The organism is Bradyrhizobium sp. USDA 4473, assembly GCF_054063335.1.
Genome location: NZ_JBSSGE010000001.1, coordinates 750459 through 773187 on the forward strand (window position 1 = coordinate 750459; position 22729 = coordinate 773187).

A 22729-nucleotide genomic window follows, 5' to 3' on the forward strand; every position below is an offset into this window, starting at 1 on the left:
CTCCATGGGTTATAGAGCCGGCCAAATCCCGTACCTGAATGTCTTGAGATGGGCGCCGGCGCGCCGAAGGAACTGTCATGAAAGCCGATATTCATCCGAATTATCATACGATTAAGGTCGTCATGACCGACGGTACCGAGTACCTGACCCGCTCCACCTGGGGCAAGGAAGGCGACACGCTGAACCTCGACATCGACCCCAAGTCGCACCCAGCCTGGACCGGCGGTACCCAGCAGCTGATGGACCGCGGCGGCCGCGTCTCGCGCTTCCAGAAGAAGTTTTCGGGCTTCCTCAAGAAGGACTGAAGTCCGCTTCGGGATCGCCCTCGTGGTCGAACGCAAAACGCCTCCGTCTCGGGGGCGTTTTTGTTTTTGGGGCGGCCCGGCTCGGTTGGATGGACAAGCGCGCCACTCCCTCCACGCCGTCGTCCCGGCGACCCATAACCACCACATTCGGTGATGAACGGGATTGTGGCCCCAGCGCGCGCAACAATGCGCATTCGGGGTAATGGGTCCTGGCTTTCGCCAGGACGACGATGAGGATGGGGTTCGATTCAATTGCCGCACTCTCGCTGTCATCACCCGCGAAAGCGGGTGATCCAGTATTCCAGAGACGGCTGTGCTTGAGCCGAGAGGCCGCGGCGTACTGGATCGCCCGGTCGAGGCCGGGCGATGACAGTTGTAGATGAGGACGCAGTTTTGCATTCTCGCGACATGATTTGCCCGAGCTTTGCTGTTCGTTCCGCCCTCCTCTCACAGAGGGCGCAGGGAAAGCCGGGTGCCGATCGCACCCATGGGCCCCGTGCAATAGGTAGAAAGCACGGGGGTAGGACCACGGGTGTAACCGGAGCAATCCGGCTTTCCCTGCGCGATGGGTTACGGCTTATACGTGCTCTCCCCGGCGAGACTTGGCTTTGTTGTCACCGTCTTCACAACGCGCATTTGCGCAATCGGAAGAGACACCTACCGCTAGGGCGTCAGGCCTGCACGATTTCACCGTCCGCTTCATGCGCATTCGTCGACTGCACAATCCGCGTCCACCGCATCTCGACCCGCGTTCGTGACGACCGCGAAGCGCCCCTCGTGTCGGGCGAGACGGGAAAATTCATACACCGAATTGCTCTTCGGATAAAGCGAAAAATTTTTGTAGCGAGCCCTTGACGCGTTTTTGCTGAGTTGCCCGTCGGGTTGTTTTGTCGCACCCGCCGCATCGGGATTGCTGGCGCAAGGCTGCGGAGGTCGCACGCAGCAAGTGAACGTTCCCCCGAATCTTCGGCGATGTCTGCTTCGCTCCGACGCCGGCCGGCCCTTACGCAACTGCGGCCATGTCGCGATGGGCCAAGAGGCGACGTTGTCCCGACCTTGTGACAGCCAGTCGTTGCCCGCTAAGGTCGCGAATAACGAAATGCGAAATGGAAGGCTCGTGCATGAACGCTGCGATCCGACGCCTGAGGTCAGGCGATGCGGCGTCTTTCAAGGCAATCCGCCTGGAAGCGCTCAGAGCAAATCCAGAATTGTTGCGAAGCACCTTTGAGCTGGAGGACGGGTTGGACGTGACATGGTTCGCGAGCCGGCTTGAAAACGCGCACATCATGGGGGCGCTTCGAGACGACGAACTTGTCGGGACAGCAGGCTTCGCCGTCCAGGAAGGGCGACCGAATGCTCACAAGGGCAGGCTGTTCGGCATGTACGTTCGACCAACTTCAAGAAACCTCGGCATCGGACGTCTGCTGTTGAACGCGGTGCTGGATGCCGCGCGTGAAAATGTCGAACTCGTCCAGTTGAGCGTCGTCCGAGACAACCAACCTGCCCGACACCTCTATGAAAGCGTGGGCTTTCGAGAATATGGCGTGGAGACAAAGGCCTCAAAGTATGACGACACGTATTACGATGAGGAGCTCATGGTCCTCGACTTCGGGCCCCGGATCTTATGAGCACACGCCGCTAAGGCGCGATGAGCTTCGGTTGAATCGTCATCGCGCTCTTGTCTGTGGATGGGTAGAGCCGACGGGTCCGCGCAACGCGCGGCCCGATGATAAGCTCCGCGAAACCCATCAGGCTGCAACCCCGTGGCGAGATGATGGGTATCGCTTCGCTCCACCCATCCTTCGGGCTGCCGCTTGATCACGCTTTATCGCGGATGCCTTGCTCGCTTGAGTTCGGCGACCTTGAACTTCCCCGCGGCCTGCAGGCTGCTGCAAAGCCACCAGGCTCGGTTTCGGTACTCGCCCAGGAACCATTTGGTCTCGACGCAATCGACATAGGATTTGTAGGTCAGGTTGTCCCGGCAGGTTGCCGAGAACGGTCCATATGTATGTCCGCCCGTCGACTCGCTGCAGCCGACCCAGGGGTCCTTGCCGTGCGGCATGCTCGACTCGCAACCACCGTTGCAATTGCTGGCGACCTTCTCCAGCGCGGCAATCCTGCCCAGCACCGTATCCGGCGCCGGCGACGGCGCGCGCACGGTTGACGATCTCGTCTGGGCGGTTCTCGATCCGCGGTGCGATACCCCGGTGGTCGCCGCCTGCGTCGGACGATTTGGCCGGGCCGCCGGCTTCGGCGCTTCGACCGTGATGGACGGAAGCGGCTTGGCGGAATCGGTTTGTGACGCGGCCGGACCGCACAGCAAGACGGTCGACAAGACGGCGGCAGCTGAAGGCGCGACAAAGCCTGGCGACAATCTCATGACTTGCCCTCCCAAATCCGGGACGGAACAGCCGTCCCGAGAAGGGCACGGTAGCATAGATCGCGAATTGCGCTACCGAGGGTTGAGGATATTTCTGACGATGACCGGCCGTTTCCGGGATCGATACAGGCGCTGGCCTGCAGACGTCGCTCGCAGGCAAGTTAGCGAGTTGATCGACGCCATCGCCGCCGATCGAGAATGTCCGCGGCTAGCGATCCCCGAACGCCAGCCGCGCGCCGAGCGCGACCAGGATGCTGCCGCCGATCCGCTGCATGATCCGCTGCGACCTCCGCGAGCGCTCCAGCTTCGCCATCACCGCGCTGGCGAACAACACGCAGACGATATCGACCGCCGAGAAGGTCAGGTTGACGGTCGTGCCGAGCAGGACCAGCTGGGCCCAGACCGGAACGCCGGCCGACGCATCGACGAACTGCGGCAGGAATGCCAGGAAGAAGATCGCGGTCTTCGGATTCAAAACCTCGACGACGATGCTTTGCGCGAAGGCGCGCTCGGCGGAGAGCGGCGCCAGCTCAAGACGTTTGCTGCCGCGATCGCGAAACAGCGACAGCCCGAGCCAGACCAGATAGGCGGCGCCCGCAAACTTCATCGTCATGAAGAGCGGCGGCACCGCATGAAACAGCAGAGCGAGGCCGGCCGCCGCGGCGATGACATGGACATAGCCGCCGAGATGCAGGCCGAGCGACGCCATCAGTCCCGCACGCCTGCCGCCCGCCAAGGTGCGGGCTGCGGCGTAGAGCATGGCGGGACCGGGGATCAGTGCGAAGGTCGCGGTGGTGATCGCAAAGGCGAGATACAATTGCATGTGAAGACTCAATCTCCGGACAACGAGGGGGCTGGACGGACGCGACTTCCTCCGCCGTCATTGCGAGCCAACGGGTCGCGCGAACGCGCGCCCGATGACAGGCTCCGCGAAGCAATCCATCTGCCCGCATATGCCGATGGATGGATTGCTTCGTCGCTGTCGCTCCTCGCAATGACGAGCTGCGTTCGTTCATCACGCCTCAGTTCGCCGGGATCATCGCTGCGACTTCGCGATCGACCGGATTATCGCTTTCGCCGAGTCCCGCGATCACACCGGCGCGGTCCTCGAGCTTGCGGTTCTGGCTCATTTTCTTCTTGGCATCGATCCGCGTGATCGGCATCCGCACGCCGACGATGCCGCGCAGCTGCGCCTTGATGAAATCGGCGGGCGCGTCGCTGACCTGCCAGACCTCCTTGCGCGAGCTCTCGTGCAGGACGGTCAGCCGGGTCACGACATCGAGCAGGCGGTCGGCATCCTCGAAGAACTCGGCCGCGCCATAGGCGTGCACGGCGACGTAATTCCAGGTCGGCACCACCTTGCCGTGCTCGGCCTTGGTCACATACCAGGACGGCGTCACATAGGCGTCGGGGCCCATGAAGATCGCCATCGCCTCGCCGATCGCGGGCAGCTTCCACTGCGGATTGGGCCGCGCGACGTGACCGTACAGGGTGCCGTACGCGCCCTCGTCCACGTTGAGCATCAGCGGCAGCGGCGTGCCAATCAGCCCGTCGGCGGTCGCGCTGACCAGCGTCGCCAGCCTTGACGCCCGCATCGCGGCGTGGATCGGCCCGAGCTCTTCCATCTTGAAATGCGGCGGCAGGTACATGACGGACCTCTTCGATTGCTCGCATGATAGCGCCAAAGTGGCTTAGGATAAGGGCCACTTTCGATCAAACTGATTGGTCCACTATGCCCGCCTCCGTGCCACGATCAGCGGTCGACCGCGTGCGCGGCAGACCAGGGCATGGACTGGTCAGCGCCGGCTCGATGCCGATTGAGCTATTTCTGTTCGGCCTGCTCCGGCCGAATGGTCATCGTGTGCACGCGCTTCGGCTCGGTGAGCGAGTTCGGCGCCGGCCCTGCTGCTCGCTTGGGGGATTCGGCGCGCGCTTTGGCGGCCTCTATCAGCGCGGCGCACGTCGATTGATCGATGGTGAATTCGAAGGGGGCGCTATCATCGGGCGCGAAAAGGACTCGATGGATCACCACTCCATTCTTTTGAAACAGCGATACGCGGCGATCAAAGCAAAACCTGCCGGCAAATCCAAGTCGCTGCTCCTCGCCTTCAGCCTTGTTGCGAGGAAGCATTCCCGCATCATTCGCCCTGTAATGCACATCGACGACGTTGTCGTGCGACGTCGCGGATTGGAAGGCAATCGGCGGGGTCACCGATTTCTCCCGCTTCGCATCGAACGCGCGAGCCATCGCGTCGATGGAATGAGCAATCGCCTCGGCCATTTCCGCAGGCGTCTTGAGCTCCGGATGACTGGTCGTCTGGCTGCCAGCTTTGCCGATTGCGGCGACAAGAAGCGGTACCGAAGCGGCTGCCGCTATCAGCGAGTATCGCCAAGAAAGCACCGTGACCGCCTCCACATCGCGAGCTTCACGCCGATGTAACGGCTTGGACTTACTGCTCGAACGCGGCCTTGAGACGGTTGAGCTGCGGCACCAGCGGGTTGCCGATCGACGAGCGATCCGGCGCCGGGGCGTGGATCGTGGTGTCGAGGCGGCGGACGCGCGCCTGCAGATCCATCGAGCGGGCGATCAGCTGCTGCAATTGCTCGGGCAGCTTCACGACCATGTCGGCCGGGCCGGGATCGGCGGCCGACAGCTTCACCTTGGTCTTCTCGCGATTGGCCTGGGTCAGCGTCATCTCGCCTTCCTTGACCGCGCGATGCAGCAGCAGCCAGGAGGCGAGCTGCATCAGCCGCGTGGTCAGCCGCATGCTTTCGGTGGCATAGGTCAGGCTCACGGACCGTTCCAGCGCCTTGGCCTCGGCACGGCCGTCGCCGTCGAGATATGCGGCGGTCTGCTCGACCAGGTCCATGCCTTCCCGGAACAGCACGCCGAATGCCGCAGAATTGGTCAGCCGTTCGCTGAACAGCACAAGCCCGGCTTCGTTCTGGGAACGATCGGCCATGGTTAACGCCCTCACACCATCGTAACGCCCGCTGGCATCTCACGCGCCAGCTTATGATGAACAAATCATTGCGCGGGCGCGCCGAAGAGTCCAGCCGCAACCGGATTTATGGTTTCCAGCCGTGGACGCAACAAAAAAGAGCCGCCGTTTCCGGCGGCTTTGAAGTTGATAACAGGGAGGCGTCAAACAGAGTGGACAGGAGCCACTCGGTGTCCAAACGAGGACAATGCAGTCATAATCGAGAAAGCTTAACCGACCGTAAATGAGCGGATTTCTTCAGGCTTTGTTTGCCATGTCGGCCATTGACCTAGTTTGGGACAGGTGGCGTCACGCCGCTGCGTAGCCCGGATGGAGCGCAGCGTAATCCGGGGCCGGTGCAGACGCACACGACGCCTCCGGATTACGCGGAGCCTGTCATCGGGCCCGCGTTCGCGCGACCCGTTGGCTCCATCCGGGCTACGAAGGAGATCGCTTCGCGCGCTACGACTTGAAAATGCTGTTGGCCGCGTCCTTCGATGCGCTCTTCTTCGCCATCGCCTCTTTCAGGCGGTCCGCTTCCGCGTTCAACAGCGCGATGCGCTCAGCCAATTCCTCGACCGACAAGAGATAGAGATCCTGTCCGATCTCGTGGCTGATCTTCTTCCGCGGCCGGTCCTCATCCTCAATCGGCATGTGCCCTCCCGGCGATGTGATCCGATGTCGCGCACCCGGAGAAGGTGAATATCCGCGCGCAGGAGAATTTTGCAGTGACTTTGCCGTGCGTGCAACATCTGACGCGCATCCGTGCCGCGCTGACCCAATGGCTCACTCCGGCCGCAAGGCGTCCCCCGCCGGTCGAGAAAATCAGCCCTGAAAAAGCCGCGCATCTGGCGGCCCGGTTCGGGGCTTAATGGCGTTTCGCTTCGATGCAAAAGGCGGTATGCCATCCGGCAATCCTCTTCACCGACCAGGGACGAACCATGCCAAACCTGCCCGCGCAAATGACCGTCGTCGCCATCAGCAAGCCCGGTGGCCCGGAGGTGCTGGTGCCCGAGACCCGCGCGGTGCCGGTGCCCAAGGCCGGCGAGATCCTGGTCAAGGTCGCGGCCGCCGGCGTCAATCGGCCTGACGTCGCGCAGCGCTCCGGCTCCTATCCGCCGCCGCCCGGCGCGAGCGACCTGCCCGGTCTCGAGATCGCGGGCGAAGTGGTCGCGCTCGGCGAAGGCGCCAAGCACGGGATCGGCGACAAGGTGATGTCGCTGGTCGCCGGCGGCGGCTACGCGCAATATTGCATCGCGCAGGACGCGCAGGCGATGACCGTGCCGCCCTCACTGTCGATGCAGGAAGCCGGCGCGATCCCGGAAACGCTGATGACGGTGTGGCACAACGTGTTCGAGCGCGGCGCGCTGCAAGCCGGCGAGACGCTCTTGATCCACGGCGGCTCGTCGGGCATCGGCACGATGGCGATCCAGCTTGCCAAGGCGTTCGGCGCCAAGGTGATCGTCACCGTCGGCTCGCAGGACAAGGCCGATGCCTGCCTCAAGCTCGGCGCCGATCACGCGGTCAACTACAAGACCGAGGATTTCGTCGAGGCGGTGAAGAAGGCGACCGACGGTGCCGGCGCCAATGTGATCCTCGACATGGTCGGCGGCGACTATATCGACCGCAACTACGATGCCGCCGCGGTCGAGGGCCGCATCGTCCAGATCGCGTTCCTGTCGGGAACACCGAAGGCGTCAGCCAATTTCGCCAAGCTGATGGTGAAGCGGCTGCACCACACCGGCTCGACCTTGCGCCCCCGTAGTAATGCGGACAAGGCGGCGATGGTCGCGGCGATCGAGGCCAAGGTGCTGCCATTGCTGCGCGAAGGCCGCGTCAAACCGCTGATGGACAGCACATTCCCGCTGGAAAAGGCCGCCGACGCGCACCGCCGCATGGAGACCAGCGAACATATTGGCAAAATTGTGTTGGTGGTTTAACTCTCGCAGCGGATGGAAGGGCGGAAACCCTTTGATTCCCTTCGCTTTCGTGTCATTTATCGCGCCACCTCCGGGCCGGTCGCCGGGCCCGGGCAGTTTGTCGATCGCGGAGTACTGACATTGCGTCCGATCAGGTGCCTTGCGCTGCTGGCGCTGGGCCTCATGATGTTTGCTGCTGCGCCTGCCGCGTATGCGATCGACGCGGTCAGCGTGCGCAGCGACGCACCGGCGATCGACCTCACCGCGGTGCTCGACCATCAGCGCAGTGAAACCGACCGCATCCAGGTCTCGACCGCTCCCGGAACCGACGGCATCGTGCGCCGCATCGAGGTGCGCGCGCGCGAAGGCGGCCAGAACTGGGTGGTGTTCGCGCTCGCCAACAACACCGACGACCAGCTCGACCGCCTGATCGTCGCGCCGCATTATCGCATCGTGTCGTCGGGCCTGTTGTGGCCCGACCTCGGCCTGTCGCGCATCGCCACCATCACGCCGTCGGTCGGCGATCGCCCGGAGCGGCAGGAGAGCCCGACCGCCGACGTGTTCCGCATTACGCTCGATCCCGGCGCCGTCGTCACCTATGTCGCGGAGCTGCGCACCGACAAGCTGCCGCAGCTCTATCTGTGGGAACCCGACGCCTACAAGGACAAGGTCAACTCGTTCACGCTGTACCAGGGCATCGTGATCGGCATCTCGGGCCTGCTCGCGCTGGTGCTCACGATCTTGTTTGTGGTCAAGGGCAGCATCATGTTCCCGGCCGCCGCGGCGCTGGCCTGGGCGGTGCTGGTCTATATCGGCGTCGATTTCGGTTTCTGGGGCAAGGTGCTCGACATGTCGAACAACGCCGAGCGCGTCTGGCGCGCGGCGGGCGAGGCGATCCTCGCGGCGACGCTGCTGGTGTTCCTGTTCGCGTATCTCAATCTCAGCCGATGGCACGTGCGCTACTCGCACATCACGATCGGCTGGCTGGTGTTCCTCGGCTCGCTGGTGGCGCTGGCGCTGTTCGATCCCGCGGTCGCCTCCGGCATCGCGCGGATGTCGCTGGTGATGATCGCCTTCGCCGGCTTCGCGCTGATCGTCTATCTCTCGACCCATGGCTTCGACCGCGCGGTGCTGCTGATCCCGACCTGGTTCCTGCTGGTGGTCTGGGTGGTCGCGGCCGGCATGACGGTGGCCGGCTCGGTCACCAACGACATCGTCGGCCCGGCGCTGCTCGGCGGCCTGGTGCTGATCGTGATGCTGATCGGATTCACGGTCATGCAGCACGCCTTCGCCGGCGGCGGCGCCACCACCGGCGTGGTCTCCGATGTCGAGCGCCGCGCGCTGGCGCTGACCGGCTCCGGCGACCTGATCTGGGACTGGGACGTCTCGGCCGACAAGGTGTTCACCAGCCCGGAGACCGAAGCGCTGCTCGGGCTGAAGCGCGGCACGCTGGAAGGCCCTGCCGCGAAATGGCTCGAAGTGCTGCACCCGCTCGACCAGGACCGCTTCCGCGCCGCGCTCGACAGCGTGCTCGACCAGCGCCGCGGCCGCCTGGTGCAGGATTTCCGGCTGCGCACGCCCGACGGCCATTTCATGTGGTTCGCGCTGAAGGCGCGCCCGGTGGTCGGCTCCGACGGCGAGGTCTCGCGCGTGGTCGGCACCCTGACCGACGTCACCGAGTTCAAGAATTCCGAAGAGCGGATGCTGCATGACTCGGTGCACGACAACCTGACCGGCCTGCCCAACCGCAAGCTGTTCATGGATCGCCTCAGCGCGGTGGCGAACCTCGCCAAGACCATGCCGAACCTGCGGCCGACCCTGATGGTGATCGACCTCGACCGCTTCAAGCAGGTCAACGATTCCGTCGGCATCGCGGTCGGCGACTCCATTCTGCTGACGCTGGCGCGCCGGCTGACCCGCATCCTCAAGCCGCAGGACACGCTGGCCCGGATGGCCGGCGACCAGTTCGGCCTGATCCTGCTGTCGGAGCAGGACCCGGCGCGGATCACCAATTTCGCCGAGACCATCCGCAAGACCATCCGCGCCCCGATCGCCTTCAACGACCGCGAGATCTTCCTGACCGCCTCGATCGGCCTTGCGCTGTCCGATCCGGCGGCGCCGCTGACCGACGAGATCATCAAGGACGCCGAGCTTGCGATGTATCACTCGAAGCGGATCGGCGGCGACCGCATCGACGTCTACAAGCCGGCGATGCGGGCACGCAAGACCGACCGCCTGACCCTGGAAAGCGACCTGCGCCGTGCCATCGAGCGCCAGGAGATCACGATCCTGTACCAGCCGATCGTGCGGCTGGAGGATCGCGCGATCGCCGGCTTCGAGGCCTTGGCGCGCTGGGATCATCCGAAGCTCGGCCGGATGTCGCCGTCGGAGTTCATCACCGTCGCCGAGGAGACCGGCCTGATCGTCGATCTCGGCATGTTCGTGATGGACCAGACCGCGCGCCAGCTCGCAGTGTGGCAGCGCGCGATGCGCGCCCGCGAGCCGATCTTCGCCTCGGTCAACGTCTCCTCGCGGCAATTGCTGCGCCACGACCTGATCCACGACATCCGCACCGTGCTGTCGCGCTCCTCGGTGGCGCGCGGCACGCTGAAGCTGGAGCTGACGGAATCGCTGGTCATGGAGAACCCGGAGCACGCCGCCCAGATGCTGGCGCGAATCCGCGAGCTCGGCACCGGGCTGTCGCTCGACGATTTCGGCACCGGGCACTCCTCGCTGTCCTATCTGCAGCGCTTCCCGTTCGACACCATCAAGATCGACCAGTCCTTTGTTCGCACCACCAGCCGCGGCACCCGCCCGGTGATCCTGAAATCGATCATCGCGCTGGCGCACGATCTCGGTATGGATGTAGTCGCAGAAGGTGCCGAGACCGATTCGGATGCCGTCGAGCTCTACCAGCTCGGCTGCGAATACGCGCAGGGCTTCGCCTTCGGCGAGCCGATGGACGCCGACGCCGCCACGCGGCTGCTCACCGAGGAACGGCTGGAAGCCGCGAGTTAGGCGCGGGCCGGGGGCACTCTGCCTGCCCCGCTCACGAATGTCATGCTCCGCGAAAGCGGAGTATCCAGTACGCCGCGGCTTATCCGTATCACTCTGACGTCTCTGGAATACTGGATCGCCCGCTTTCGCGGACGATGACGACCTGGAGTGTTGCCTCTTCTAACGCGGCTTGGGCATGCGCTTGAACTTGACGCTCTTGCCGTCGGCCTGGCGGGTGGCGATGTAGCCGGCCTCGAGGCAGGCTTCGCGCTGCGGCATCTTCTCCTGCGGGCTGCGCAGGGTTTCCCACCACGACGCCCGTTGCGCGGCGCGCGGCAGCGCCGCGTCGATGATCTCCTCGATCTGCTCGAAGGTCAGCACGAACTCGGGAAGATGCTGCTTCTTCAGGTAGTCCCGCAGCGGGTCGTAGTCGTTCACGTCGTCCTCAAGGCTCAGGATTCCGGCAACCACCCGTTAACCCATTCGGCGACCGCTGTCGCCATTTAAGGCGACGACAAGATTTCCCGATGCATGACGGCGCATTGGAGCTGAAAATGCCATTTCGACGGGGAAACGAGGCTAAGCGGCGCTGGCGGCTATCGGCAAAGCTGCTGATCGCGGCGTCGATTGCCACCGTGCTCGGCTTCTCCGCGGTCTGCGCCGGCGTGATGTTCGACATGCGCCGCGGCGAGGAGGAACTGGCGCGCCGGACCCTGGAGAATCTGGCCTCAGGCATCGAGGCCGACATCAGCCGCAACATCGAGCTCTACGATCTGTCGCTGCGCGCGGTCGCCAGCAATCTAGAGATGCCGGAGATCCGCAACGTCAGCAAGGAACTGCGCCAGCTGATCCTGTTCGACCATGCCGCGACCGCGCAGCATTTCGGCGCGATCCAGGTGTTCGATGCGGAAGGCAACCTGACCATCGACGCCGCGAGCCTCGATCCGCGCCCGGAGAACCGCAGCGACGAGCAGTATTTCACCATCCAGCGCGACCATCCGGACACCGGCCTCTATGTCAGCCGGCCGATGCTGCACCGTGGCGCCTACGCCATCGTGCTGAGCCGGCGCATCTCCGCCGACGACGGCCGCTTCCTCGGCGTCGTGGTCGGCTCGATCCGCTTCAGCTATTTCCACGATCTGTTCGGACGGCTGAACCTGGTGCCCGGCGACACCATCACCGTGCTGCGCAACGACCGCACCATCATCATGCGCACGCCGTTCGACCTCGACGTGATCGGCAAGAACCTCGCGGAGCAATCGGACTGGAAGGCCGACAATCTGAAGGTCGGCGGCTCCTTCTCCGGCAAGGGTCCGGTCGACGATACGCCGCGGCTCTATGTCAGGCGCAGCAGCTCCGGGCCGCTTTATGTGGTGGTCGGCAAGCCGCTGGAAGCGGTGTTCAACCTCTGGCGCACCGAGGCGATCCGCATCGGCGCGATCATGGCTGTCCTGATCCTGTTCGTGCTCAGCGCGACGCTGGTGCTCGCCCGCGAGATCGTCCGCCGCGCCGACGCCGAGGACAGGCTCGAGGAGATGGCGACGACCGACGCCCTCACCGGCCTGAAGAACCGGCGCAAATTCGATGCCGAGATCGAGCGCGAATGGCGCCGTGCCGGCCGCTACGGCCAGCCGGTCGCGCTGCTGATGATCGATGCCGATCATTTCAAGGCCTATAACGACACCTACGGCCATCAGGCCGGCGACCAGGTGCTGGTCGGGATCGCGATCTGCATTTCGGACGCGGTGCGCCGCGCCGGCGATTGCCCGGCGCGCTTCGGCGGCGAGGAATTCGCCGTGCTGCTGCCCAACATGACCGCGCTCGAAGCCTTCAAGCTGGCCGAGACCATCCGCGGCAAGGTGCAGCAATGGTGCGAGGGCGAGCTCAGCACGACGGTGAGCATCGGCGTCGCCAGCATGCGACCGGCCGCAGGCCAGCCATGGGCCGACCTGATCGAAGCCGCCGACAAGGCGCTCTACGCCGCCAAGGCCAACGGCCGCAACCAGTCGGCGCTGGCCACCGTGCCGAAGATCGCGCTGGTGGCGTGAGGGCAGTCGCGTTAGTCGCGCAACTCTCACCGCATCATCGTCCCCGCAAAGCAATCAAATCCGTCATCCTGAGAGCTTGTGACGGATTCGGCTCCTGCGGAGTTTTTGGCGGCTGTTCGTCGCAGCAATTGGCAGGTTTGAGTTCGAGTTCGGCGATGACCCGTTGTTTAGGCTCTGGAGAGGCGGTTGCCTTGCAGGATGTTGTTGACGAGGGCGTACCAGAGCACGACGGCACGGACCTTTTCGATGCCGCGCACGGTCAATTGCCGCAGGTCCCAATTGCGCCAGCGGGCATGGATGCACTCGCAGATCGACCGGGACCTGTATCGGGCCTTGCCCTCTTCGCTCGCCATTCGCGCACGCCAGGCCAACACCCCCGGACCGTCGCCGCGCCGCGGTAGATAGGGATCGGTACCGTGCTTGGATTGAGTGGGCGGACAAAAGATATCGATGCCCTCGGCATAGGCCCATTCGATGTCCTCGGCACTGCCAAAGCCGCCATCGACGAGATGGTCCTTGGGCAACCCTCCGGGCCGCGCACGCTGCCGCTCCAGCATGGGGCGCATCAGGCCGCGATCGGATCCGATGTTGCAAATTCTGGTGTCGACGACGATCTGCTCGCCGGCCACGCTCGTCACCTGCACGTTGTAGGCGGGGCGGAAGCCGCCGTTCGCCATCTTCATGACCCGTGCATAGGCGTCCGTCGTGGAGGCCCGCGGCTCCTTCGGCGTCTTGCCGTTGCCGCGACTTTCTTCGCGCTCCTTGCGCTGCTGCTTGATCTCGGCGAGCGCCGTCTGCGCCGCCTTCACCCGCGCGCTGCGTTCCCGCGCGGCCCGCTCCTTGGCTGCCCGGGCACGCTTATTGCTGGCGTCCGAGCGTGTGTCGACCTCGCGCTTGAGGTCTTCCACCACGGCCTCAGCCTGCGCCAAATGCTTATCCAGCGTCGCCTCGCGCCGGAACGAGGCGGCCCCGGCGCTGGCCCGGACCCGCATGCCATCCTGCGCCAAGGTCTCCAGATCGACGAGACCGGCCTTTGCCAACGCTGCCAGATGCTCACTGAGCAGTCGGTCAAGCAGATCGGCGTTGCCGACCCGGAAGTCCGCCAGCAGGTGATAGTTCACCGACACCCCGCCGCACAGCCAGCGATAGGCATCGTGGCTCTCGCACAGCCGCTCCAACGCCCGCGCGCTGCCAACGCCTTCGCTGGCGGCATAGAGCCACAGCGCCAGCAAAAGCCGGGGCGAGGTCGCGGGGTGACCGGGACGATCGCCGCGAGCCTTGATCCGGTCCTCCAACTCACTCAGATCAAGCTCTTCGACATAAGACCAGATCAGCCGCACCGGATGGTCTTCCCCGATCAGGCTCTCAATATCAACCGCTCGCAGCGCAATCTGGTCGCGCTGGGGCTCACGCAGCCGCGGAGCGCCGGGCAAGCCCGCTTCGACTGGTGGCTTCGCCTGCTCCGGCAGGTCCCCAAACAACTCATCGGCAGCCAACATCACCTCCCGCGAATCCATCATCGCCAGAGAATCACACCGCGCCGGCTTTCGGCTATAATGCTCGCTGAAACCCCAAAAAAATCACACCCTCTGAGGTGCGAGCGGAGCGAGCCTCGAAGGATGCACGGCCACCGGCCGGGCCGTTCATCCTTCGAGACGCCGCTTCGCGGCTCCTCAGGATGACGGTGGCGGACATCAGCGTGTCACCCGAAGCCGCACCAGCAAGCTGAGCGCGCGGCAGCTGCTGCCGCCAACTCAGCCGCGGCGCTTCTTCTTCGGCTTCTTGCCGAACTTCGGCTTCGCCGTCGACACGTCCGGCCATTGCGTGTGCCCGGCGTAGCCGGACTTGCTGCGATGCTTCGTCTTGCCGAACCTGGGCTCGCTGTCGAATTTGACGCTCGTTTCGCGGTCCGGCTTGCCGCGCCGCTTGGCCGTCGCCTCATCACGCGGCCCGTCGCTGCGCGGCGCGCTGCGTCGGCCATCACCTTGGTCGCGCCAAGGCTCGTGCCTCGGCTTGCGGGCCGGCTTCTCCGCGTGCGTCTCCCGCTGCGGAGCCTCCGCCAACGGTTCGATGCGGATGCTGTCTTCCTTGTCCGGACGCTTGATCTTGACGGCGAAGGAGTCCGCGACCCGCGCGGCGATCTCGAACTCGGTGGTGGTGTCCATGATCTTGATGGCGCCGATGTCCCGCTTGTCGATGCCGCCGCGGCGGCAGATCATCGGCAGCAGCCAGCGCGCTTCGGCATTCTTCCTCCGCCCGATCGCGGCGCGGAACCAGACGGTCGCCTCCTCCATGCCGTGGCGCGGAGACTTCCCGGTCTTCGATCGCGGCCCGGCGGCACGCTCCTCGCGGCGCGCGGCGCGATCGCCGCGGTCGCGGCCGCGGGCTTCACCGGGATCGAGAATGTCTTCGGGCGCCGGCAGCCGCGCGCGATAGAGCCGGGCCAGCGCCGCGGCGATCGCCTCGGGCGAGCGTTCGGCGAGCAAGGCCTGCGCCAGCGCCAGATCGTCCGAAGTCGCCTCCTCGGAGAACACGGCGTCTTTCAGCAAGCGATCATGGTCGAGCTTGCGGATCTCGTCCGCCTGCGGAGCGGTGCCCCAGACGATATCGATGCCGGCGAGATCGAGCAGCAATTCGGCGCGCCGCCGCCGGGCGGGCGGCACCAACAGGATGCTGACACCCTTGCGGCCGGCGCGGCCGGTGCGGCCCGAGCGATGCTGCATCACCTCCGGATCTTTCGGCAGGTCGGCGTGAATGACGAGATCGAGGCTCGGCAGATCGATGCCGCGCGCCGCCACGTCGGTCGCGACGCAAACCCGGGACCGTCCGTCGCGCAAGGCCTGCAACGCCTGGGTCCGCTCGTTCTGGGTCATCTCGCCCGACAGCGCGGCCACCGAGAACCCACGCTCCAAGAGCGCCGCCTGCAAATGCCTGACGGCTTCGCGGGTGTTGCAGAACACCAGCGCGCTCGGCGCCTCATGGAAGCGCAGCACGTTGACCACCGCATGCTCGACGTCGTCGGCGGCCACCCGGATGGCGCGGTACTCGATGTCGGCATGGCCGCCTTCGTCGCCCGCGACCTCGATCCGGAACGCCTGCTGCTGGTATTGCTTGGCCAGCGCGACGATGCCGCGCGGGAACGTCGCCGAGAACAACAGCGTGCGGCGGCTGTCCGGCGTGGTTTCGAGGATGAATTCCATGTCCTCGCGGAAGCCGAGATTGAGCATCTCATCGGCCTCGTCGAGCACGACGACGCGCAATCCCGAGATATCGAGGCGGCCGCGCCGCAAATGGTCGCACAGCCGGCCGGGCGTCCCGACCACGATGTGAGCGCCCGCGGCCAGCTCGCGCTGCTCGCGGCGCGGGTCCATGCCGCCGACGCAGGAGACCACGCAGGCATCGGCATGTTCGTAGAGCCACGCAAGCTCGCGCTGCACCTGCAAGGCGAGCTCGCGCGTCGGCGCCACGATCAACGCCAGCGGTGCGGCGGCCTGCTCGAACCGCTCGGCGTCGCCGAGCAGGTCCTTGGCCATGGCCAATCCGTAGGCAACGGTCTTGCCCGAGCCGGTCTGGGCCGAGACCAGCAGGTCACGGCCGACGGCATCCTCCGCCAGCACGGCGAGCTGGACAGGGGTCGGTTGTTCGTAGTTGCGCTCAGCCAAGGCGCGGGCGAGCGGCGAACTGGTGGTCGGAAAGGGCACGAGATGGGAAACCTTGATTGGTCCGGGCGCAGAACGTCGAGCGGGACGACTTGAAGCTGCGACCCCGGCAAGCGGCACAGCCGCATGGCGATTTGGCGTGCTTTACGCCAAGACCGGCCAAATCGCCATGCCTCCGTGGCAGAAAAGGTGCCGCGGATCAGGCCGGCTGTCCGATCGGGGCCCGGCTTCCGGCAATCCGGTCCATCAGTCCGGACAATCGCGATGGACGCGGGCCGGCGGCGGCGATCAGGCCGCCTGCTCCGCGCAGCGCGCCCGGCACCAACTCGCAGGCCAGCAGCCGCTCGCGTTGATACGGCCCGGGCATGCGGAGCGCGCCGGTTGTCGCAGCCGAGAAGCCGAAACGGCCGTAATAGGCGGCATCGCCGACCAGGATGACGGCGCGGTAGCCCAGCAGTTGCGCACGCGCCAGCGCCTGTCGCATCAGCGCGGCGCCGATGCCCAGACGTCGGGCATCCTCGGCGACGGCCAGCGGGCCGAGCAGCAGGCAGGTGTGACCGGTCGCGGTCATGACCGGCCACAGCCGTAACGTGCCGACCAAGCGGCCGCCACGGCGCGCGACAAACGCGAGGCCGCGCGCAGGTTTGCGGCCCTCGCGCAGCCGCTCCGAGGTCTTGGCGAAACGGCCAGGACCGAATGCAGCGTCGAGCAGACTGTCTCGCGCCGCCACGTCCGAACGGCGTTCCCTTCGGATCGCAACCGGCTTGTCGTTCGGAGAACCAGATGAGGACATCACGCAACCCTCGCCAGATAGATGAAGACCTCGTCAAGGTCCCGGCACCTGAAGCGCTCGGCCAACTCCTGCGGACGCCCCATCGCAACGACGCGGCCATGGCTCATGATCACGACGAAGTCGCAGAGCTGCTCGACCTCGGTCATGTTGTGCGAGGACAGCAGGATGGTGGCGCCGCGGCGCTTCTGATAGGCGCGTAACCGGCTGCGCACCCATTCGGCGCGGTCGGGATCGAGCGATGCCGTCGGCTCGTCGAGCAGCAGCACGTCGGGATCGTTGATCAGCGCCTTGGCCACGGCGACGCGGGTCTTCTGCCCAGCGGAGAGCCGCCCGGTGACCCGGTCGAGCACGTCGCCGAGTTCGAAATCCTCGATCAGCTGCTCGATCCGGGCCTTCAGATTGGCGACGCCATAGAGCCGGCCGAACACCGTCAGGTTCTGTCGCACCGTGAGCCGGCCCGGCAGCGCGACATAGGGGCTCTCGAAATTCATCCGGCTGAGCACCTTGTGACGCTCGGTCGCCATGTCGTGGCCCAGCACCATGGCGCGGCCGAAGCTCGGCACCACGAGGCCCATGATCATGGAGATCGTGGTGGTCTTGCCGGCGCCGTTGCCGCCGAGCAGGCCGACGGTCCAGCCCTTCGGCACGATGAAGTTGACGTCGTCGACCGCCCAATGGGTACGGTACTTCTTGCAGAGATCCTCGACGGCGATGGCTGGCGTGTCATCGAGGTTGGGCCGGTCCGAGTTACCCTGCGCGGGCGCAGCGTTTGCCAAAACTGGCGTCAGATGTCCGCGGGGCAGGAAGCGTTCGATGCGGCTCATGGATCTCTCCCCTTACTCGCCCATGGTGAGCAGGCCGCCCTTGTGGCGGGCGCTGTGCAGCAGGGCGACGAATGTGGTGAAGCCAATGCCGAGATAGACGGCATTGAGCGCGAGGCATTCGAGCATCAGATCGGTGCGGAACGTGCCGTCGAGCAGCACGGCGCGCATGCCCTCGAACACATAGGTTGGCGTCAACGACCAGGCGACCGGATGCAGCCAGAGCGGCAGCGCCGCGACCGGATAGTAGACGCAGCACAGCGGCAGCAGCACGATCATGATCGAATAGGCGAGGCTCTCGGCGCCAAAACCTTGCCGGATCACGAGACCGGCGACGACAAGGCCGATCGCCCAACTGGTCAGCACGAGATTGAGGAAGAACGCGATCAGCCCCGGCCCCATCGCAGTGAGGTTGAAGCCGAACAGCAACCAGGTCAGCAGCAGCACCGGCAGCGTGCCGATCACCAGTCGGATCAGGCTCATCAGCATCAGCGAGGCCGCAAGCTCGGACGGCTGCAACGGGCTCATCATCAGGTTGGCGAGATTGCGCGACCATATCTCCTCCAGGAAGGTGAAGGTGAAGCCGAGCTGGCCGCGAAACAGCACGTCCCAGAGCAGGATGGCGCCGAGCAAGAGGCCGGCGGTGGAGGCCATCGCCGACTTGCTGTCATAGAGGTAGGTGTAGAGGAAACCCCACACCAGCATCTGCATCGCCGGCCAGTAGACGATCTCGAGCAGCCGGAGCCATGACGAGCGCAGGATGTAGTAATAACGCGCCGTCATGGCGGCGATGCGATTCAGTGACTGTGTCATGGCACGCACCCTATTTGCTGCGATCAATCGAACTCGCGGCGGATCGGGCGGCGCTTGCCGACCTTGGGCGGAAACGCCAGCAGCGCGTGAGCCTGCACCCGGACCGGATGCTCGAGGCAGGCCTTGAGCAGATCCTCCAGATGCGCGACCGAGCCGTGCAACCGGCCCAGCGGCGTATCCTGGCCGAGCACGACGCGCGCCTCGACCAGGTCGACGCCGCGCTGCACGATCTCGAACTGCGCCAGGTGCAGATTGCAGTCGAACATCCAGCGATAGGTCGCATCGAGGATGCTGCCGGCCGGAACCTTGCGGCCGTCGCGGTTGACGAAGGCGTCGTTGAGCCTGCCGTCGATGCTCGCGATCTGCGACCAGTTGATATCGGACGGCGCGGGGTTGGCCGGCTGGGTGATGTAGTCGCCCTGCACGTAGCGAATGAACGGCATCGCCTCGTTGAGCAGGTTGGTGATCACGGCGATGCCGGACTGCCCGGCAGCCTGCGGCTGCATCGTGACGGGATCGAGCACGTCGAGATGCACGGTGTCCTCGCAGACGTGATACTGGCCGTTGGGCATTTCGAGCGCGATCCGCGTCGCCTCCTCGGAGGAATATTCGTCGAGCACGGGCACGCCGAGCTGACGCGACCATTCCGCCCGGGCGGCACGGGAGGAATATTCCGAATGCGTCACCGCGAGATTGAGCGAGGAGCGGAACTCGTCGACATGCGGCATCAACGCATCGAGGCTCGACGGATAGAGCGACAGGATCTTCGGCCCGAGATAGCGCAGATGCTGGGCGACGCGCGCCGGCGGGATCAGGTTCGAGATGAAGGCGGTCGGATAATCGCCGCCGATCGAATCGAACCACCACGGCACGGTGTAGACATGGGCGAGCAGGTCTTCGGCCCGGTAGTTGCCGCCGCTCTGCATCGCGAACTGGCGGACGCCCTGGATGGTGTCGGTGATCACGGCGTCGTAGTCGACGCGGATCAAGAGGGTCTGGCCCGACGAGCCGGATGAGCGGGTCGGAAACAGGTTTTCGGGCTTGTATTTCCTGTTGACGCACTGGTCCGGGAATGCCGCGACCAGCTCGGGCTTGGTGATGACAGGGATCTTCTGGATGTCGTCGTAGTCGCGCAGATGCTCCGGCCTGAAGCCGGCGGCATCATACTTGGCGCGGTAGACCGGGATGTCGCGATAGGCGAGCTCGACCAGTTGCTTGATGCGGGCGAATTGCCGCGCGCGGATGTCCGACACCGGCAGATAGGGATGCCGCATGCATTCGCCGAGATAGTTCGCGGTCGCGGCGACCAGCTCGGGCGCGGCATCGTCGGACGGCTGGAAATCCGGCCGGGTGTGCTCGGTCTCCCAGAACTGGCGCTGCGGCACGCTGGTGCTATCGACCGCGGCGGGCACCAGGGACGCGGCGGCCTGATCGTGCTCCGGCACCAGAGCAAGGCTGTCATCGGAAGTGCTGATTGCAAGCGTGGACGTCATCTTCAGCTCCATGATTGACGGGAGGACCGCCCGTTCATGGCGCTATCAATGGCGTGCGGCGTGCGTGGCTGCCGTGACTGGCGTCACACGGTGCTCCAGCCGCGCGCAGCAACGTCGGGCGGGTTGGGCAAAGCCGTAACCCGCCGCAACGCGACGCGATGGAGCCATGGCGGGTTACGATTTCGCCTAATCTTACTGCGTCATAATTCTGCCTCCGCCGTCATTGCGAGGAGCGATAGCGACGAAGCAATCCATCCAACCGCGTTTGCGGGCCGATGGATTGCTTCGCTTCGCTCGCAATGACGGCTGGATTCGTTCACGGCCTCTCAGGATCGGCTGAAAGAGCGCTTGTGACGCAGTAGTACTAACCCGCCCTACAAGACTGATCCGATCACTTCGCCTTCAGCGCCTTGTCGTGGCTCTCGAGCGCCGACGCCATCAGCTTCGGCAATTGCGCGGCATAGACCTCGATGAAGGTCGCGTCACCGCAGGCCTCCGGATCGCGCGCGGCCTGCTCGGCGACACGCGCGGCCTTGGCCTCGCATTTCGCGAACATGTGCCAGAACCAGTCCGGGCTCTTGCCGAGTGCCGGCTTGTTCTTCTTGATGACGGCGGCGCCGACCGCGCTCATCGCGCTGACGACGCCGGCGCCCAGCGTGCTGATGGCATGCGCGTTAAGGATATCCTCGCGCCCCTGCGCGGTGGCGTTGGTCGCGGTCGTTCTTGCCGTCGTTCTTGCCTTGGCCGGCATGCTCAAGCTCCTTGTCGATCCCTGGTCGGTCCTTTGGGCGGGCGAAGCATCGGCTGCGGAAGTTGAGGAAGGCTCAAGGGGCATGGTTGAAAACCGCTATGGATTTCATTCCGGTTTTAGGCGCTTCCGAGCGATCGGGCGCGGAGGGATTTTTGAGTTCCCTCCGGCGTGTAATGCGTCAACGACCGTTACCCTTTGGCGTCATAGCGGCCCGTTTGCTCGGGTTTGGCTTCTTTGCTTGAGCATGATCTTTTCGGAAAACCGCTTCGCACGTTTCCGGATTATGCTCCCCTGTCCTTGATCCGACTGCGATGCGCGGCCTGCTTGGCGCGGTTGCCGCAGATCGCCATGCTGCACCAGCGGCGCGCACGCGCCCTTGTGTGATCGGCAAACATCAAGGTGCAGGCCGGGCCCTCGCACGCCTTGATGTCGGAAAAGCTTTCCTCGCAGACGACTTTGGCCATCGCTTCGCCGATCGGCACCAGCAATGTTTCCGCCGAGCGCCAGCGCCGCGTCTGCTCCAGCGCGAAGCCGTCGTGATCGTCGTGACGATGCGGCACGATCCGGCTGAACGCCTGATCGCTCTCGAGCAGCCGGTTCAGCGGCTCCAATTCCTTCAGCGCCCGCGGCGCGAGTGGTCTGCCCATATGCTTGCGCACGAAACCGCGGAACCATTCGCGCAGGTCTCGCGCCTGGCCGGCGACATCATCGAGCTCGCCCGGCTTCGCGCGGGCCTTGAGCGCGTCGACCACATCCGACGGCACCAATTTCGCCTGTGCGAGCCAACGCAACAGGCCGTCACCGTCGCCGATCCAGTCCACCGGCGTGTCGACCGGGGTCGCGATCGAATTGATGAAATCGAGACCCAAACTATCGGCGATGAACATCGCGGGTGGATGGGGTTGCACGGCTGGACCTCCTGGCGGCTTCTTTTTTGACCCGATCGGAAATAACCGCCTAAGCGCCTCTTGACAAGTTACGTGCACTGGATCATGAGTCTAGTAACCTGTCAAATACAATTATACTGGTTACGATAGAGCCGAGGAGCGGACGATGTCGAACAAGGATGTCAGCGTGGTGCTTGCCCACGGCGCGTGGGCCGACGGCTCGAGTTGGGCGCGGGTGATCACGGCGCTCGACGCCGAAGGCATCACCGCGGTGGCAGCGCCGCTGCCGCTGACCTCGCTCGCCGACGATGTCGCTGCGCTGAATCGCACGCTCGACCGCGTCGAGGGACCGGTCGTGCTGGCCGGCCATGCCTATGCCGGCGCCGTGATCGCCGAGAGCCGCGCACCACGCGTCAGGGCGCTGGTCTATGTCGCGGCGCTGGCGCCAGACCAGGGCGAGACCGTCGCCGACGTGTTCTACCGCGCACCGCCGCATCCGTTCGCGCCGAAGCTCGCACCCGATGCCAACGGCCTGATCTGGCTGCCCGAGTCCGCCTTCGCATCGGCCTTCGCGCAAGGCGCGCGCGCCGAGGAGCTCGCGGTGCTCGCCGCCGTGCAGCGGCCGATCTCTCCTGCCTGCATCACCGTGCCGGTCGGCCGTCCGCTCTGGAAGGACGTCCCGAGCTGGTTCCTGGTTGCCGAAGAGGACCGGATGATCGCGCCCGAGACCCAGCGCAGCATGGCGGCGCGGATGCAGGCTGTCGTGCGTTCACATCCGGTCGATCACACGCCGATCGTCACGGCGCCGGCGCATGTCACCGACATCATCCGGGAAGCGGTCAGCGCAGTCTCCGCGCAGAGCAAGCCGTAATTCCAAATCCC

21 protein-coding genes are annotated in these 22729 nt (G+C 65.1%); 6 read left to right on the top strand and 15 right to left on the bottom strand.

Translation table 11 applies throughout. From position 1 onward, the window contains the following. Window positions 1–77 precede the first annotated feature (77 nt). Window positions 78–305, top strand: coding sequence for a 50S ribosomal protein L31 (gene rpmE, locus ACVW17_RS03535; RefSeq protein ID WP_016845230.1), 228 nt, complete (start codon window positions 78–80; stop codon window positions 303–305). A gap of 1121 nt (window positions 306–1426) precedes the next feature. Further along, entirely contained in the window at window positions 1427–1933 is a 507-nt protein-coding gene (locus ACVW17_RS03540; RefSeq protein ID WP_456750487.1) for an N-acetyltransferase family protein, read from the top strand. A 197-nt stretch (window positions 1934–2130) separates the two neighbouring features. Here the strand turns inward: ACVW17_RS03540 and ACVW17_RS03545 are convergent, their stop codons facing one another. The 6 genes from ACVW17_RS03545 to ACVW17_RS03570 form a co-directional block, all read right to left on the bottom strand. Then, entirely contained in the window at window positions 2131–2463 is a 333-nt protein-coding gene (locus ACVW17_RS03545; RefSeq protein WP_456750488.1) for a hypothetical protein, read from the bottom strand. Between the two features lie 430 nt (window positions 2464–2893). Beyond that, window positions 2894–3508 (bottom strand): LysE family translocator, encoded by a 615-nt coding sequence (locus ACVW17_RS03550; protein WP_456750489.1) that lies wholly within the window; start codon window positions 3506–3508, stop codon window positions 2894–2896. Window positions 3509–3707: 199 nt separating this feature from the next. Continuing rightward, window positions 3708–4334 carry an FMN-binding negative transcriptional regulator gene (locus ACVW17_RS03555; protein WP_456750490.1) on the bottom strand — a complete coding sequence of 209 codons (627 nt, stop codon included), beginning with the start codon at window positions 4332–4334 and terminating at the stop codon, window positions 3708–3710. A 173-nt stretch (window positions 4335–4507) separates the two neighbouring features. Next, a complete protein-coding gene (locus ACVW17_RS03560) occupies window positions 4508–5101 on the bottom strand; it encodes a hypothetical protein (protein ID WP_456750491.1) in 594 nt (197 codons plus the stop codon). 34 nt (window positions 5102–5135) lie between these two features. Beyond that, window positions 5136–5648 (bottom strand): protease adaptor protein RcdA, encoded by a 513-nt coding sequence (gene rcdA, locus ACVW17_RS03565; RefSeq protein ID WP_146988279.1) that lies wholly within the window; start codon window positions 5646–5648, stop codon window positions 5136–5138. Window positions 5649–6128: 480 nt separating this feature from the next. Continuing rightward, complete coding sequence (locus ACVW17_RS03570) at window positions 6129–6320, bottom strand: DUF1192 domain-containing protein (protein WP_456750492.1); 192 nt, start codon at window positions 6318–6320, stop codon at window positions 6129–6131. A 287-nt stretch (window positions 6321–6607) separates the two neighbouring features. On the opposite strand from ACVW17_RS03570, the gene ACVW17_RS03575 reads away from it, so the two are divergent. Both ACVW17_RS03575 and ACVW17_RS03580 read left to right on the top strand, forming a co-directional pair. Next, window positions 6608–7606, top strand: a complete 999-nt coding sequence (locus ACVW17_RS03575; RefSeq protein WP_456750493.1) for an NAD(P)H-quinone oxidoreductase — start codon at window positions 6608–6610, stop codon at window positions 7604–7606. Between the two features lie 120 nt (window positions 7607–7726). Continuing rightward, window positions 7727–10603, top strand: a complete 2877-nt coding sequence (locus ACVW17_RS03580; protein WP_456750494.1) for an EAL domain-containing protein — start codon at window positions 7727–7729, stop codon at window positions 10601–10603. Between the two features lie 159 nt (window positions 10604–10762). On the opposite strand, the gene ACVW17_RS03585 is transcribed toward ACVW17_RS03580, so the two are convergent. Further along, window positions 10763–11020, bottom strand: coding sequence for a DUF7662 domain-containing protein (locus ACVW17_RS03585; protein WP_456750495.1), 258 nt, complete (start codon window positions 11018–11020; stop codon window positions 10763–10765). Window positions 11021–11136: 116 nt separating this feature from the next. Between ACVW17_RS03585 and ACVW17_RS03590 the strand changes: the two genes are divergently transcribed. Beyond that, a complete protein-coding gene (locus ACVW17_RS03590; protein ID WP_456796783.1) occupies window positions 11137–12630 on the top strand; it encodes a sensor domain-containing diguanylate cyclase in 1494 nt (497 codons plus the stop codon). Window positions 12631–12797: 167 nt separating this feature from the next. On the opposite strand, the gene ACVW17_RS03595 is transcribed toward ACVW17_RS03590, so the two are convergent. The 8 genes from ACVW17_RS03595 to ACVW17_RS03630 form a co-directional block, all read right to left on the bottom strand. Further along, complete coding sequence (locus ACVW17_RS03595) at window positions 12798–14129, bottom strand: IS1182 family transposase (protein ID WP_456756305.1); 1332 nt, start codon at window positions 14127–14129, stop codon at window positions 12798–12800. Window positions 14130–14384: 255 nt separating this feature from the next. After that, window positions 14385–16331 (bottom strand): DEAD/DEAH box helicase, encoded by a 1947-nt coding sequence (locus ACVW17_RS03600; RefSeq protein WP_456750497.1) that lies wholly within the window; start codon window positions 16329–16331, stop codon window positions 14385–14387. A gap of 157 nt (window positions 16332–16488) precedes the next feature. Beyond that, window positions 16489–17082 (bottom strand): GNAT family N-acetyltransferase, encoded by a 594-nt coding sequence (locus ACVW17_RS03605; protein ID WP_456750498.1) that lies wholly within the window; start codon window positions 17080–17082, stop codon window positions 16489–16491. Further along, window positions 17082–17906, bottom strand: a complete 825-nt coding sequence (locus ACVW17_RS03610) for an ABC transporter ATP-binding protein (RefSeq protein WP_456750499.1) — start codon at window positions 17904–17906, stop codon at window positions 17082–17084. The genes ACVW17_RS03605 and ACVW17_RS03610 overlap by 1 nt, the downstream gene beginning before the upstream one ends. A 12-nt stretch (window positions 17907–17918) precedes the next feature. Then, a complete protein-coding gene (locus ACVW17_RS03615) occupies window positions 17919–18716 on the bottom strand; it encodes an ABC transporter permease (RefSeq protein WP_456750500.1) in 798 nt (265 codons plus the stop codon). 23 nt (window positions 18717–18739) lie between these two features. Then, window positions 18740–20209: a phenylacetate--CoA ligase family protein gene (locus ACVW17_RS03620; RefSeq protein WP_456750501.1), complete on the bottom strand. Its 1470-nt coding sequence runs from the start codon at window positions 20207–20209 to the stop codon at window positions 18740–18742. Window positions 20210–20600: 391 nt separating this feature from the next. Then, on the bottom strand, window positions 20601–20960 hold the full coding sequence (locus ACVW17_RS03625) for a hypothetical protein (protein WP_456750502.1): 360 nt from the start codon (window positions 20958–20960) through the stop codon (window positions 20601–20603). A 281-nt stretch (window positions 20961–21241) separates the two neighbouring features. Continuing rightward, the gene (locus ACVW17_RS03630) at window positions 21242–21847 is read right to left on the bottom strand and encodes a CGNR zinc finger domain-containing protein (protein ID WP_456756314.1); all 606 of its coding nucleotides are present in this window, start codon (window positions 21845–21847) and stop codon (window positions 21242–21244) included. A 166-nt stretch (window positions 21848–22013) separates the two neighbouring features. Here ACVW17_RS03630 and ACVW17_RS03635 point away from each other — a divergent pair, with 166 nt between their 5' ends. Continuing rightward, on the top strand, window positions 22014–22718 hold the full coding sequence (locus ACVW17_RS03635; protein ID WP_456750503.1) for an alpha/beta fold hydrolase: 705 nt from the start codon (window positions 22014–22016) through the stop codon (window positions 22716–22718). Window positions 22719–22729 lie beyond the last annotated feature (11 nt).